The following is a 15,123-nucleotide window of genomic DNA, read 5'->3' on the forward strand; positions in this document are numbered from 1 at the left end:
TAATGTCCAATTGAAGAGTGGTACGAATCACTTTCATGGCGAACTTTATGAGTTTCATATCGACAATTTCCTTGCCGCGCGTCCATACTTTTTGACTCCTGGCGATTCTCTGCCGCCGAATGTCGATAACGATTTTGGAGGCACGTTAGGTGGCCCGATCCTGAAGAATAAGTTATTTTTCTTCGCGAGTTACGAAGGAGATATCGACCACACGAGCTACGTCAGTACAGCGACGGTACCCACCGCGGCAGTGCTGGCCGGGGACTTCACGGGTACCAATACGACCATCTATGATCCAAACACCGGAAATCCCGACGGTACAGGAAAGGTGTCATTTCTTGCGGAAACCGGACGCAATGCGATTCCTGCTGCCCGCATGAATTCAAATATCGCACCACTTCTGGCTCTCATCTCACAAGTTAAGCCGACAAATAACACATCGGCGAACAACCTTGTTGGAATCGTGGGGAATCCTCAAAAACTTCAAAAGATCGACACGAAGGTTGATTGGAATGCGACAGATAAACTACGCGTGACGGGACGATTTAATCTCCATCCGTATCAGATACTCTCACAGCCTAGCTTTGGAGATGCGCTCAATGTCGGTGATCCGGCGAACTCCAGCGGGCATACGTATGCCGTAACGATTGCGGCAACTTATGTTAAGTCGCCACATTTCGTGATCGATGGATCATGGGGATTTACGCGGACAATCCAGAACATCATTCCATTTTTCGATAGCGTCAAGTATGGCTCCGATACAATGCATATCTCGGGGGTCAATCTCCCCGATCTTCCATATGGCGGCGGTATGCCGCAATTCAATATCAATGGATACAGTGGCTACGGCTACCAATATCCTTACTTGGGCTACAACGATCCCATCCTGGGCTATGCCGGGAATGCAACCTGGACCAAAGGTTCCCACACCATTAAATATGGGTTCAACATAAACCAGGCGCATATGAATCACCATGAGATTTTTCCAGACGCTCTCAATTTTGGAGGCAATGCTACAACCCTTAACGGGGGATCCCAGGTTAATCAATACAACGGCTTTGCTGCTTTCCTCTTAGGGGCGCCGGATTCCTGGAATAACAGCTTTCAACCGTTCGGCGTAAGCCGCCTCCGTAGTTGGCAATACAATCTGTACGCAAAGGACACCTGGCAAGTCCGGAGACAATTGACTCTCAGTTATGGCACGGGGTGGACGTATATGCCTGTTCCAACTCACGGTAGCTATGGGCTCGAAAATTACAATCTGGATACGAACCAGTACGAAGTCTGCGGCTTCGGAGGTATACCAAAGGATTGCGGCATCGATGCTGGAAAGGGCTTGGTTAGCCCAAGTCTGGGATTCGCCTATCGGCCATTTGGCAGCTGGGTAGTTCGTGGCGGTTTCTCTGTCGCAGCGGAACAATTCAATGTGGGTAGAGATCTTATGTACAACTATCCAGAAAATATTGGCTACAGCGCGTCCGCATTGAATCCCTATGTCGCAGTGGGTTCTCTGAGCAATGGAGTGCCGACGATCGCTGCACCTGACTACTCAAATGGTGTGATCCCTCTTCCAGCCGGTGCCAGCTTCTATGCTCTCCCTCAACACCTCAAGCATGGGTATGTTGAATCTTACAATCTGACTTCTCAGAAGCAAGTTGGAGAGTGGTTGGTCCAGGTCGGATTTGTGGGTAATTTATCCATACACCAGCACCAGCGTTACGACATGAACTACGGTACGGTCGGTGGTGGCGTAGCCAGTGAACGGTTCTACCAACTCCTCGGAACATCTGTTCAGGAGACAGCAATCGAACCCTACGGGCACTCGCGCTACGATTCTTTGCAGGCGACTTTAGAGCGCCGCTTTGCCAATGAATTTTGGCTTAAGAGCACGTACACCTACTCTAAGTGGATCGCACTTTGCTGCGACACCAACGGCTTCGGTCAATTGGCAACCCCGATCCCGGAGTACCAGAGATTGAATTACGTAGCTAGCAGCGGTGATCAGAAACACATCTTTAATCTATCGGGGATCGTCGAGTCACCTTTCGGCAAGCAGAAGAGATTTCTGAAAGGCGGCATCAGTGGTGCCATTCTCGGTGGCTGGCAGTTGAATGCAGTCGCAACGATGTTTTCGGGAAGCCCTTTCAGTATTGGTGCCGACGGATCCTCTCTCAATGCGCCAGGGAGTTCGCAACGGGCAGATCAAGTTAAATCCCACGTCGCAATCTATGGAAGGAAAGACGAGTATTTTGATGTGACGGCGTTCGCTCCAGTGTCGCAGGTTCGTTTCGGTACTGCGCCTTATAACTCTTTGGTCGGGCCCGGTGCAAAGAATCTGGACGCCTCAATTTTCCGTACCTTTAACCTGCTAGATAATGTATCGACACAGTTTCGTATCGAAGCATTCAACGTGACCAACACGCCCCACTTTGCAGATCCGGGCAGCGATGTTTCAAGCGTTCAATACGATGCGAATGGCAATGTCACCAACCTGAACGGCTTTGGTCAGATCACAAGTACCTCTGCCGTCAGCCGGTTCACTGATGAACGGTACTTTCGGCTTGGACTGAAGGTTATGTTCTAGCGTGGCCGAACTAAGAGAGAGAGACAGAGACGTGGCCTGTCGAGAGATAGCACGCAATTGTCTCTGCTCTTTTCCGGAGGGGTCTATAGTAGGACGCCTTATGTCATGTGGCAGCTGGCGAGCAGTTCTCGCCTTCATGTGTCCACTGTATGTCCCCGGGATAGATGGAGTGCATTGAGTATGGATGTCAAGGACGAGCTTATGTTTTCGAGAAGAAGATTTATGACGAGCGCTCTGGGGACTGCAGCTTATGTGATGACCCGGGCCGCGCAGGCAGACAGCGGATCAATCAATCCTTCCCCGCGTTTTCCGGGGAAGGAGGAGAAATGGAAGCGGAGCTGGGAGCTTGCGACCTCGACGCTGGCTGGAAATACGTTGCGACTGGAGACCTATGATCACCCTGTGCTGATCGAAGGGGCGCAGTACCGGGGCATCTGGATGGAATGCGCACCGACGGAGGCGCTGGTGAATCTGCAGTGGAAACAGTATCTTCCTGAGCCGCAAAGGGAGGTGGCTGACAAGGTTGCCATTGCGAACCATATGGCTTTCTTCGATTTGCAGCGGCCCGATGGGCAGATACCCGCGTACATCTGGGACAAAGAGGTGGGTTTCGGGCAGATCCAGATGGTGGTTCCGATTGCTGCGACCGCGTGGGAGACATCGCAGATTACGAAGAACGAGCGTTTGCTTGAGTCAGCGTATGCGGCCTGTAGCAGATGGGATGTATGGCTCAGGAGATATCGTGACACGCGGAAGACAGGGTTAGTCGAAGGATTCTGCACCTTCGATACCGGGCAGGATAATAGTCCCCGGTGGAAGGGCATGCCGAATGACTGTCCAGGTCAAGATGCACGCGTCCTGCCGCGGGGGAAGGGTCTGCCACGCCTGTCGCCGGACCTCTCAGCCACAGTTTATGGCGGACGTGTAGCGCTGGCTTCGATGGCCAGAGCTCTTGGGAAAAATTCTGAGGCAGACCGCTGGGTACAGGATGCGGAGACCATCCGCAAGCTCATCATCGAGAAGCTCTACTCGCCGGAAGAGGGGGCCTTTTACGATTTGGACTCAGAGAACAAATTCGTCCGAGTTCGCTCTTGCGTGATCACCCGTGTTCTTGGCGAGCATGTGCTGAAGCTCGATCGCGGATCAGATCGAACAATCTTTGAGAATGTATGGGAAAAGCAACTACACAATCCCAAGGCATTCTGGGCACCGTTTCCATTTCCATCGATTGCGTTGGATGATCCTTCCTTTGTTCGACCAATTCAGGCTAACAGTTGGGGCGGACCTTCGCAGGCACTCACAGCGCTGCGAGCACCGCGCTGGATGCTGCACTATGGCAAAGGAGAGGAGATGAAATATCTGATGCGGCAGTGGACGACTGCCATCGCTAACTCAGGCAGGACCTATGCACAGCTTGATCCGCTGACGGGCGAATTTACACGCGATATGAGCGGATACTCGCCAACGGCGCTGGTATACATCGACTTCATCTCTCGTCTCAACGCGATGGAACGCTCGGACTAAGGAGAGCGGTGGGGAAGATCTCCTTTCGGTCGCGGTGTCATGAGCATCGCTACAATCCAATTTTCTTGTCTGATTGTCTGCACCACTCTAGGGCAGTCACTCGATAAGTCGTTTCGATGAAGTATGTCCTGTCGAATTTCACCAGAGTGGGTACGCTATCTGAACAGGTGCGTATGCAACATTCTGGAAACGCCATCAACAAAGTAAAAAAATCCTGTCGACGTTACAGTACCCTTTTCACGAATTGAGAGATGATGAACAAAGTAAATCGTAGACAGGTGGGTAAGAGTATTTTAGGCAGTGTCCTTGCCGGTGCTCTTCCTCTTCCTCGCGCATCCGCAGAAGTTCCCGACCAATCGTGTGTGTCTGTACGGCAGGAAAGCGTGCCTCTTAAATGGGATTCCGTATTTCCTGGTATCTGGCGAGCAACGCTTGGAAGACCGGAACAGCACACGCCGGTCCGGGACAGGCTCATCCCGCCATTAGAGGCTGCTTTGCATCGTCTCCCTGCTGATCCTGCCATGAAGCTTCCTCTGGTTACCGGTCGGATCGATCGGCGCGGAGCGCACTTGCAGCTTCCTCTCGAAGAGGACGAATGGATGTATGGATTTGGGTTGCAGTTGATGTCGGTCCAACAGCGTTCCATGAAGCGGACGATTCGCGTGAATGCAGATTCGAGGGCCGATTCGGGTGATTCGCATGCTCCGGTTCCGTTCTATGTCACAACAGGCGGATACGGCATTTTGGTAGATACGTTTCGCCACGCACAGTTTTACTGTGGGGAGGCGCACCCGAAACCGGCGAAGGCATCAGCTATAGGACGCGTAGAAAACAACACACCCCAGCGGATGCAGGAAGGTGGGCAGCAGAAGACGAGTGAAGTGCTGGTGGAGGTGCCGCGCGTTGAAGGCGTGGAGGTGTATTACTTCTCAGGCCCATCGATGCTGGCCGCGATCCAGCGCTATAACCTTTTCAGTGGTGGGGGCGTAGCTCCACCTGAGTGGGGATTAGGCTTCTGGTATAGGCCGGAGCTGCACATGAATGAAGAGGCCGTGCTGAAACTCGGGCAGGAGTTTCGGGAGCGCAGGATTCCATGCGATGTGCTCGGATTGGAGCCTGGTTGGCAGACGCACGCGTACTCCTGCAGCTTCGTTTGGGAGCCAACTCGCTTTCCCGACCCTAAGCGCTTCCTCAGCGCGGCCAGGACGCTCGGATATCGCGTGAATCTCTGGGAGCACGCCTTTACGGCTCGATCCTCGCCGTTCTTCTCCGATCTGCAACCCTATGCGGGGAACCACGCGGTGTGGCAGGGACTTGTGCCTGACTTCGCCGGGGAGCCCGCACGTCGCATCTTTGGCGATTATCATGGCTCATCGCTGATCGATGCCGGTGTCAGTGGATTCAAGCTGGACGAGTGTGACAACTCCGATTTCACTGGTGGCTGGTCGTGGCCCGATGAGAGCCGGTTCCCTTCCGGCCTTGATGGAGAACAGATGCATTCGGCGTTTGGCCTGCGCTACCAGCACGCCATCCTGTCTGCATTCCAGCAGCGCAAACAGCCGACGTATGGTCTAGTACGTTCCAGCGGCGCGCTCGCCACTCCCTATCCCTTTGTGCTTTATAGCGACCTGTACGATCACCGTCAGTTTGTTCGCGGCCTGATCAACGCAGGCTTCTGCGGGTTGCTATGGTGTCCTGAGGTTCGAGACGCTGTCGATGAAGAAGACCTTGTGCGCCGGTTACAGACGGCAGTGTTCTCTCCTTTGGCGATGGTGAATGCCTGGTACATCAAGAACCCGCCATGGAAGCAAACCGATCGGGATCGCAACAACCGCAATGAATTCACACAGGGATGGGAACAGCTAGAGGCACGCTGCCGCGAGATTATTGAGTGGCGCATGGCCCTCTTGCCGTACCTGCGTTCGGCATTTGCGAAATATGAGAGTGATGGTATGCCTACCTTTCGCTCTCCTGTCCTCGATTTTCCAGACCATGCGTTCCATCAGATTGACGATCAGTACATGGTCGGCGATCGCCTGCTGGTGGCGCCGCTCTTCGCTGGCGAGAGCGGACGGGATGTGGTTCTGCCAAGTGGCAATTGGCACGACTTCTGGACGGGCAAACTGGTGAAGGGAAATCAGAAAATTCATGTAGACCGAAGCCTGCGAGAGATTCCTGTCTACATTCGCGAGAATGCCATAGTACCTTGGGCTGAGCCGGCAGCATCGACCGAAGATCCGAAGGCACGAGGTGTACGTGTGCGTATCTATGGCGATGGTTCGTTGGCATGGCACGGTCAAGGTGAGGATCTGCAAGGCATGTTGCTATCTGCAGATGCGAAAGCCAGTGTGACAGAGGTGGCAAACTCATCACGGCCCTACACAATCACTGCGTGGGATCATATCGGCTAAATGCATCTGTTATTGGATTCCTCAGAACCTGTCCAAGAACTATGTAGATCGTCTGAGCAGCAGATGGGCGAATGCGATGTGGATCATGGTTTCTGCTGAAGTGTGGCGTATTTCGTAGTCCTTGGAGAGTCTCCTGGACCAGTTGAGCCAGGCGAAGGTGCGTTCGACGATCCAGCGTTTGGGCAAGACCTGGAAGCTTTTGTGGTCGCTGCGTTTGACCACCTTGACGGTATAGCCGAACATTTCTTTGGCTCAGTCGATCAAGGTTCCCGTGTAGCCGCCGTCCACGAAGATGGTGGTGATGGTGTCGAAGCGGCAAAACAGCCGCATGGCTACGGCGCGTGCCGCGACCCGGTCCTGGATGCCGGCCGAATGCACGATAGCCGCCAGCAGGTTGCCCTGCGTATCTACCGCGATGTGGCGTTTGCGGCCCTTGATTTTCTTGCCCGCGTCGTAACCGCGCTGCCCCCTTTTAGGGCCGTCTTGGCGCTCTGCGAATCGACGATCGCCACGCTGGGCATGGCGTTTCGCCCCTTTGCCTTACGGTCTTGCTCGCGTAGAGATTTGCCGATGCCTTCCCAGACTCCATCATCGCGCCATCGTCGAAACTGCTCATGCACTGTCTTCCATGGTGGAAAATTGCTGGGCAGCTGCCGCCACTGACAGCCCGTCCTGACCACATGCCTCCAAGCTATGAAAAACTGCCCGCCCAGAATATGCCTTATAAGGTTCATACTCTAGTTTTTGGACAGGTTCTTAGAGGCAATCAAACTTTGCTCTGTCAATCCCGATAAGATGAAATCTGCATGCCAGCCCCTTCAACCGTCGCCTTCAACCGCGAAGACATCCGCCCCGGCGACCGCATCTGCGTCGCCATCTCCGGCGGCGCAGACTCCGTAGCCCTGTTGCTCGCGGTTCATAACGCCAACACCGCAAAGCGAGACGCCCTCGGCATCGGCCTGAGCGCTGCCCACGTCCACCACGGCATCCGCCCCGGCGAAGCCGACACCGACCAGCAATTTATCGAAGAACTCTGCACCCGCCTCGACGTTCCCCTCCATATACACAAAACCAGCATCCCCGAGCGCGTCGCCAAAACTGGCGAGACCGTCGAAGAAGCCGCCCGCAATGTCCGCTATGACTACTTCGCCTCGCTCATCGCTACCGGCGAAGCCGACTCTATCCTCACGGCCCATACCCTCGACGACCAAGCCGAGACCGTCCTGATGAAGCTCCTCCGCGGAGCGTGGACCGAGGGCCTCAGCGCCATCCACCCCGCCGTTCAGGTCCCCGGCGCCCGCCCCGGCAAAATCCTGCGCCCCTTCCTCAACACCCGCCGCTCCGAGATTGAGGCATACCTTAACCAGCTCAACCAGCCCTGGCGCGAAGACTCCACCAACACCGACACCGCCTATACCCGCAACCGCATCCGTCACGAACTGATGCCCCAGCTCCGCGAGTACAATCCCAGCCTCGACCAGACCCTGGCCAACCTCGCCGAACTCGCCCGCGAAGAAGAAGCCCGCTGGCAGGTCGAGCTAAACCGCCTGCTCCCTCAGGTTTTGCTCCCGGGTAAGCCTGTCCGCGGCGGAGGCCGCTCCGTCAGCACCGCCCCCGGCCAATCTGCCGTGGCCATCGAGCTCGACCGCCTCCGCACCCTCGATCCCGCCCTTCGGCGCCGCGTCCTCCGCGCCGCCGCCCGACAGCTTGGCGCTCGCCTCAGCTTCGACGAGACCTCCCGCCTGCTCGCTCTCTGCGGGTTTTTGGCCCTTCCCACGGTAGCGGCTCGTACAGGGGCGTCGCTCCACCTCTCCAACCAGCTCCGCGCCGAGCGCTCCCACCGCGAACTCCGCCTGTTTCTCAATAAATAGGCATCCTCCAGCCGCAATGCCTTTGGTCACAAACATCCAGAATTCAACAACCCGAATCCCCAGCCAAAGAGTAGAATCTAACTACTTGACTCGGTAGGACGATTCTCAAGGGCGGCGCTTAAACGTTCTGCCCGGCACTTTCCCCTACCGGTGTCGTCTAACGATGTAGGCTTTCGGGGCTGTTGGTACCCCCGGCGGCCGGGTCCAGCAAGCGCCAGCGCGTCACAAGGTGGCTGCAAAGACCGGAAAAATGAGGAAATTCGCTTTGAACTCGACTGTCAAACAAATTCTGATCTGGGTCTTCATGGCAACCTGCCTCTTCGTTGCCTGGCAGTTCGTCGTCAAGAACACAGGCGCGGGTCAGGACAAGGCCATCAGCCTCACCCAGCTCCTCAACGACGCCGACGCTGGCAAGATCGGCGACGTGGTCGTCAACGGCTCCGAAGTGACCGGCCACTATCGCGACGACGCGAAGAACCAGTTCCACACCGTCATTCCGGCCAATTACCCGGACATGTACACGACGCTCCGTAGCCATGGCGTCAATATCAACGTCAAGGACACCAGCGGCAGCACCTGGCTGAACCTGCTCATCAATCTGGCCCCGTTCGCCCTTCTGCTCGGTCTCTGGTTCTTCATGATTCGCCAGATGCAGTCCGGCGGCAACAAGGCCATGAGCTTCGGCAAGAGCAAGGCGCGCCTGCTCTCCATGCAGCAGAAGAAGATCACCTTCAAGGACGTTGCCGGAGTCGATGAGGCCAAGGAAGAACTCAAGGAGATCATCGAGTTTCTCCGCGAGTCGCAGAAGTTCCAGCGCCTCGGCGGCCGCATCCCCAAGGGCGTTCTGCTCGTCGGGCCTCCGGGCACCGGCAAGACCCTGCTCGCCCGCGCAGTCGCTGGCGAAGCCAATGTTCCCTTCTTCTCGATCTCCGGTTCGGACTTCGTCGAGATGTTCGTCGGCGTCGGCGCAAGCCGCGTCCGCGACCTCTTCGAGCAGGGCAAGAAGAACGCTCCCTGCATCATCTTCATCGACGAGATCGACGCTGTAGGCCGCCACCGCGGCGCAGGCCTCGGCGGCGGACACGACGAGCGCGAGCAGACCCTCAATCAGCTTCTGGTTGAGATGGACGGCTTCGAGGCCAATGACGGCGTCATCCTCGTCGCCGCCACCAACCGCCCTGACGTGCTCGACCCCGCGCTTCTCCGTCCCGGCCGTTTCGATCGTCGCGTCATCGTCGATCGTCCTGACATCCGTGGCCGCGAGGAAATCCTCAAGGTCCACTCCCGCAAAGTTCCCATGGCCGAGGACGTCAACCTCAATATTCTCGCTCGCGGCACACCGGGCTTCAGCGGAGCCGATCTGGCCAACATGGTCAACGAGGCCGCTCTCACCGCCGCCCGCTTCAATCGCAAGTCGGTCCACATGTACGACTTCGAAGTGGCCAAGGACAAGGTCATGATGGGTGCCGAGCGCAAGTCCATGCTCCTCACCGACGAAGAGAAGCGCGTCACCGCCTATCACGAGGCTGGTCACACCCTCGTCTCCGCCCTGCGCGAGCACTCCGACCCGCTGCACAAGGTCACCATCATCCCTCGCGGCATGGCCCTCGGCGTAACGGTCTACCTGCCCGAAGAGGACCAGCACACCGTCACCCGCGACTATCTCGAAACCCGCCTCGCCACCCTCATGGGCGGACGCTGCGCCGAAGAGATCTTCCTCAAGCAGATGACCACAGGCGCCGGTAACGACATCGAGCGCTCCACCGAACTCGCCCGCAAGATGGTCTGCGAGTTCGGCATGAGCAACCTCGGTCCCATGACCTACGGCAAGAAGGAGCAGGAAGTCTTTCTGGGCCGCGAGATCGGCCAGCACCGCGACTTCTCCGACGACACCGCCCAGCAGATCGACGCCGAGGTTCGCCGCTTCGTCGAGGCCGCCTACAAGTCCGCCTACACCATCCTCGACTCCAACCAGGACATCATGCATCGCATGGCAGCAGCCCTGCTCGAGCGCGAGACCCTGGACGCAGCCGAGATCAAACTCATCATCGAAGGCAAGGACCTCCCCGCCGCCCGCTCCGCGCTCTCCGGCGTAGACCCCGGCAGCGGCGGCGAACCGCAGAAGGTGCTCAAGCCCGAGTCTGGCCGCAAGCCCGGTTTCGGCGAAGGCCACACCTCACCGGCATAAACAGTTGACCAGCAAATAAAGAGAGGCAGCCACAAGCTGCCTCTCTTTATTGCCACCCGCAGACGATCCCCAAACTCACGCCACCTTATCCCCACCAGCACAATCCGCCGGTCCCTGTATTTCGCTCTCTGCCACCTCCCGCCATCATCCCAGCCAATGCGACAATAGCTAAAGACGAATGCGCCTCCGCACCCTAACCCTGCTCCTTTTCCTCCCCCTCGCCGGATGCGGCTACCACACCGTCGGCTCCGCCACGCACATCCCCGGCAACGTCAGCACTCTCGCCGTGCCCATCTTCGCCACCCGCGCCCAGGCCTTCCATACCGAGATGGCCTTCACTCAGGCCACCATCCGCGAGCTGAACACCCGCACCAAATACCGCATCCTCAACACCGACTCCGCAGACGCGGACGCCACCCTCCACGGCACCATCCTCTCGCAGGCCGTCGCTCCGCTCACCTACGACGCCACCAGCGGCGAGTCCTCCAGCTATCTCGTCACCATCACCGCCAAAGTCCTGCTCACCGCCCACGACGGCCACGTCCTCTACCGCAACGACGCCGTCATCTTCCACGAGCAGTACCAGTCCACCCAGGACCTCAACGGTTTCATTCAGGAAGACCCCGCCGCCGTCCGCCGCGTCGCCCGCGACTTCGCCCAGGCGCTCGTCAGCGACATGCTCGAATCCTTCTAATAACCTGCTGATAACTCTATTTTAAAGGGAACAGGACTCCATATTGAAGGAGACGGGATTCCGACCTTGAAGGGGACGGGATTCAGCCCGTCTATAAATTGCGAGAAGTAAGGGCGACTTTAGTCGCTGAGGGAACGGCCTGATAGCTTATCCAAGGCTTCCCCAATCTGCTCCAGTCGTTACCACTTATCTACTTTCGTCCTCTTATCGCCTTATAAATCGGTAGAATCCCGATTAGGCCTTTGTCCTTAAATCCGTGTCACCCGCGTCAATCCGCGGTCGGTCTTTCTCTAACGATGCCCACTTCACTCCGCAGCTTCGCCAGCACCGACCGCTTCATCGAAGAGATCGCCTCCCCGTCCCTTCGGCCCGGCTACGTCCTCATCGGCGACGAGATCTTTCTCTACGACCGCTGCCGCAAAGCCGTCCTCTCCACCCTCGCACCCGCCGAGACCCGAGACTTCTGCCTCCACGACCTCGACCTCGCCGAAACCAGCATCTTCGAGATCCTCGACCGCGCCCAGACCCCCTCGCTCATGGCGCCCTTCCAGGTCCTCTTCGTTCGCGGCCTCAAAGCCCTCTACGGACGCGGCAGCAAAAAAGAAGAGTTCGCAGCAATAGACGCCTACTTCCGCTCTCCCAACCCCTCGGCCCTCATCCTCTTCGTCGCCGACCACCTCCGCATCCCCACCGACCTGCGCAAGATGGATTACCAGGACAAGGAGCGCTACGAAAAGATCCGCGAGACCCTCGGCGACTGGTGCGGCTTCGTCGAACTGGCCCGCGTCGAAGACACAGACGCCATCAAATGGGTCACCACGACCGCCGAATCCCGCTCCGTAAAGTTCGACCCCGACGCCGCCCGAGAGCTGGTCGATGCCCTCGGCGCCGACATGATGCTCATCGCCAGCGAGTTCGAAAAGCTCCTCCTCTACGTTGAAGGAAAAAGCCGCGTCACCCTCGGCGACGTGGAAACCATGGTCCTCGCCGCCAAGCAGCGCTCGCTCTACGAACTTACCGACGCCATCTCTGCCAAGGACCGCCCCCGCGCCCTGCTCCTGCTCCACGGCCTGCTCAACGCCTCCGACGGTGGCGAAGACGCCGCCATCGGCCACCTCTACATGCTGGCCCGCACCTTCCGCCAGATGCTCATCATCTCCGAGAAGAACGTGCGCGACAGCCGAGCCATCTGGCAGGCGCTATGGCAGGGCTTCCGCATGCCTCCCTTCGCCGCCGAAGACCTCATCAAACAAGCCCGCCGCTACAAATCCCGCCGCGACCTCACCCGCGCCATCCGCTTAGTAGCCCGCGCCGACCTCGAACTCCGCTCGAGCCCCGCCAACAAATTATTAGTCCTCGAACGCCTCATCCTCGATCTCTCCACCGAGCCCAAAGCGAACACCTACGAACCGTCCCACCAATTCGCAATGGAACTATAAATCCAGCTACAGTAATATCTCGCCATGTCCCAGATCAGACTATTGGTTCTCTCTCCTTTGCTCGGAATTCTAGCTGTGTTCCCAGCTATGGCACAGAGCGGCGCGCATCTCGCAAAGTCATCCTCAGATAGCGCAGACTACCCGGTCTTAAATACTCCCTATTCGGCGAAACGGCGTTTCATTTCCTATACGAAGAAAGCCGATGGAACCCTCACACGTGAGGAATCAGGTGGTAGCGAAGCACGCGATTCGCAGGGACGCACTTTTAGAGCCGGTGAGCGCCACTGGACTTATTCAGATGGCAACAAGAGCATCCTCAAGAGCGAAATGCTGTATCAAATAGATGATCCAGTTGCGAACACCGAAACGAAGTGGGATTCGAGCACAAAAGAGGCAAAAATTATTCACTCGTCTCAAAGCGATCTGAAACAGGATGCTTTAGAAGCCGCGTGTCTGTGCGATGAACAGGGGACGACTGATTCAGGTGCAGGGGTCCACAAACTAGGCATGAGAACTATACGAGGCGTTGTCGCCGAGGGCACGCGGAGCAGCTACACGGTTCCTATTGGACGGGATCAAAATGACAAACCATACGTCGTCGTCCACGAGAGTTGGTACAGCCCGAAACTTAAGATCGTGATTCTAGAAACCAACGATGATCCAAGCAGCGGAAGCAGCAGGAATGAACTACTTGACATCATTATGGGAGAGCCTGATCCCGCGCAATACCGTCCGCCAACGGATTACATCATTCGCGACGTACATCTGCCATAGTAAATATCCAGATTCGTCATCTGCCGGTTGTCCCATAAATCGACTACTCCGAGATGTGGGCATCGTCCGAAGGGCGACCGTACTCCTACCGCCGTCCCGTCACTCTCAGCTCTCCCACACCACGAACCCGAAGACTGCACTATATAAGCCGACCGCGTCATCCCCGCCTTCCGCGCCAGCCGATCAATCGCCTCAATCTGGCTCTCCCGCACAGTCTTCAGCTATCCGCTGGCTAATAGCGACCGTACAAATTACCGTACGATAAATACCACTCGGCACGAATGTGCGCTGGAAGGTTCAACAGTATGCTCCGACAGATCACGATTGCAGCTCTTATCGTCTCCACATCCGGAGCACTTGCACAGTCCCCCACATCGCATCCAAACTTCGAGACCTTTGACGTAGCCACCATCAAGCCCGCCGCGCCTTCTCCCGATGGCCACACCCACATTAACTACCCCATGGGCGACCGCTTCAGCGCCGCCAACATCACCCTTCTCGCTCTTATGCAGTGGGCTTACAACATGCCGGAGAAGCAAATTCTCAACGGCCCCTCCTGGCTCTCTTCCACGCGCTTCGACATTCAGGCCGAAAGCGCCCCCAGCGATCAAGCCAAGCATCTCACCTCGGAGCAGGGCCGCGACCTAAAACGCCGTATGCTTCAAGCCTTATTTGCGGACCGTTTCCATCTCAAGCTCCATCAGGAGACCCGTAACCTGCTTGCTTACGACCTCGTTCTTGCCAAAGGCGGTTCGAAGCTAAAACCATCCCACTCCAATGGCAGAACCGTCGGCAGAGGTCGCGCATATTTCAATGCCGAGGGTCTCACTACTTCCCTCATCGCAGAAGAACTCTCCCAGATCGCTGGCCGTATCGTCGTCGATAAAACCAATCTCTCCGGACGCTACGATCTCAAACTCCAATGGACACCCGACGACGCTCCCGCAACCAATAACTCGGCACCATCCTTCTTCACAGCCGTTCAGGAACAACTCGGTCTCAAACTCGAATCCGCCAAAGAGGCCGTCCCCGTTCTTGTCATCGACCACATCGATCTACCGACTCCCAACTAGCCGGGTGCGGGTGCCCCATATCTCGATTTTGAGATGTGGGCATTGTTCGAAGGACAACCGCACTCCTGCCTTCAACCTATAATCACCCCCGTTTGGCGTAAGATGAAAACCACTCAAACGAATTTCTCCGAGAGTGAGTATCAGACCATGCTCCGACAAATCACCATTGCAGCTCTCATCATCTCGGCATCCGGAATACTCGCACAGGTGCCCTCGCAGACCCCCTCTCCGCGCCCCAAATTCGACGCCTTTGAAGTAGCCACCATCAAGCCGGTGGAGCCTGCCGACAAGACCCCCCAATACATCACCATGCAGGGGCAGCACCGCTTTGTCGAGAAGTATTACACCCTGAAGCTGCTGATCGCCGCCGCCTACAACCTCAATCCCAAGACCATCTCCGGCGGCCCGTCATGGATCGACTCCAACCGCTTCGACATCCTCGCCCTCACTCCCGGCGACGTTCGACCCACCCGCGATGAGCAGATGTCGATGCTCAGAAATCTATTGACCGACCGGTTCAAGCTGGCATTTCATCGCGAACAAAAAGAGTTCTCCATCTTCGAAT

General features: G+C 56.9%; 12 protein-coding genes and 1 pseudogene. 10 read left to right on the forward strand and 3 right to left on the reverse strand.

What is annotated here, in order from left to right; all coding sequences use genetic code 11:
* The 3 genes from VMU57_RS06245 to VMU57_RS06255 all read left to right on the forward strand — a co-directional run.
* A partial coding sequence (locus VMU57_RS06245) for a TonB-dependent receptor (protein ID WP_325381772.1) occupies positions 1–2,584 on the forward strand: 2,584 nt, incomplete at its 5' end.
* A gap of 222 nt (positions 2,585–2,806) precedes the next feature.
* On the forward strand, positions 2,807–4,108 hold the full coding sequence (locus VMU57_RS06250) for an MGH1-like glycoside hydrolase domain-containing protein (protein WP_325381773.1): 1,302 nt from the start codon (positions 2,807–2,809) through the stop codon (positions 4,106–4,108).
* Positions 4,109–4,629: 521 nt separating this feature from the next.
* Positions 4,630–6,519: a TIM-barrel domain-containing protein gene (locus VMU57_RS06255; RefSeq protein ID WP_325381774.1), complete on the forward strand. Its 1,890-nt coding sequence runs from the start codon at positions 4,630–4,632 to the stop codon at positions 6,517–6,519.
* Positions 6,520–6,558: 39 nt separating this feature from the next.
* Here VMU57_RS06255 and VMU57_RS06260 read toward each other — a convergent pair whose 3' ends face one another.
* From VMU57_RS06260 to VMU57_RS22985, 3 genes and pseudogenes are all read right to left on the reverse strand, one after another.
* Complete coding sequence (locus tag VMU57_RS06260) at positions 6,559–6,762, reverse strand: transposase (RefSeq protein ID WP_325381775.1); 204 nt, start codon at positions 6,760–6,762, stop codon at positions 6,559–6,561.
* Positions 6,763–6,771: 9 nt separating this feature from the next.
* Positions 6,772–6,993: pseudogene (locus tag VMU57_RS06265) on the reverse strand (transposase); the annotation flags it as partial.
* The gene (locus VMU57_RS22985) at positions 6,927–7,253 is read right to left on the reverse strand and encodes a transposase (protein WP_414648611.1); all 327 of its coding nucleotides are present in this window, start codon (positions 7,251–7,253) and stop codon (positions 6,927–6,929) included. The pseudogene VMU57_RS06265 and the gene VMU57_RS22985, both read right to left, overlap by 67 nt.
* Before the next feature lie 72 nt (positions 7,254–7,325).
* Here VMU57_RS22985 and tilS point away from each other — a divergent pair, with 72 nt between their 5' ends.
* The 7 genes from tilS to VMU57_RS06300 all read left to right on the forward strand — a co-directional run.
* Entirely contained in the window at positions 7,326–8,390 is a 1,065-nt protein-coding gene (gene tilS / locus VMU57_RS06270) for a tRNA lysidine(34) synthetase TilS (protein ID WP_325381776.1), read from the forward strand.
* A 265-nt stretch (positions 8,391–8,655) separates the two neighbouring features.
* Positions 8,656–10,578: an ATP-dependent zinc metalloprotease FtsH gene (gene ftsH / locus VMU57_RS06275; protein WP_325381777.1), complete on the forward strand. Its 1,923-nt coding sequence runs from the start codon at positions 8,656–8,658 to the stop codon at positions 10,576–10,578.
* Positions 10,579–10,756: 178 nt separating this feature from the next.
* Positions 10,757–11,272 (forward strand): LPS assembly lipoprotein LptE, encoded by a 516-nt coding sequence (gene lptE / locus VMU57_RS06280; RefSeq protein ID WP_325381778.1) that lies wholly within the window; start codon positions 10,757–10,759, stop codon positions 11,270–11,272.
* Positions 11,273–11,568: 296 nt separating this feature from the next.
* Positions 11,569–12,711 carry a DNA polymerase III subunit delta gene (gene holA / locus VMU57_RS06285; protein ID WP_325381779.1) on the forward strand — a complete coding sequence of 381 codons (1,143 nt, stop codon included), beginning with the start codon at positions 11,569–11,571 and terminating at the stop codon, positions 12,709–12,711.
* Between the two features lie 24 nt (positions 12,712–12,735).
* A complete protein-coding gene (locus tag VMU57_RS06290; RefSeq protein WP_325381780.1) occupies positions 12,736–13,485 on the forward strand; it encodes a hypothetical protein in 750 nt (249 codons plus the stop codon).
* 305 nt (positions 13,486–13,790) lie between these two features.
* Positions 13,791–14,558 (forward strand): TIGR03435 family protein, encoded by a 768-nt coding sequence (locus tag VMU57_RS06295; RefSeq protein WP_325381781.1) that lies wholly within the window; start codon positions 13,791–13,793, stop codon positions 14,556–14,558.
* A 102-nt stretch (positions 14,559–14,660) separates the two neighbouring features.
* Positions 14,661–15,123: TIGR03435 family protein (locus VMU57_RS06300; RefSeq protein WP_325381782.1), on the forward strand; the 463-nt coding region annotated here is incomplete at its 3' end.

This window comes from Edaphobacter sp., assembly GCF_035532915.1.
Taxonomy (GTDB): domain Bacteria; phylum Acidobacteriota; class Terriglobia; order Terriglobales; family Acidobacteriaceae; genus Edaphobacter.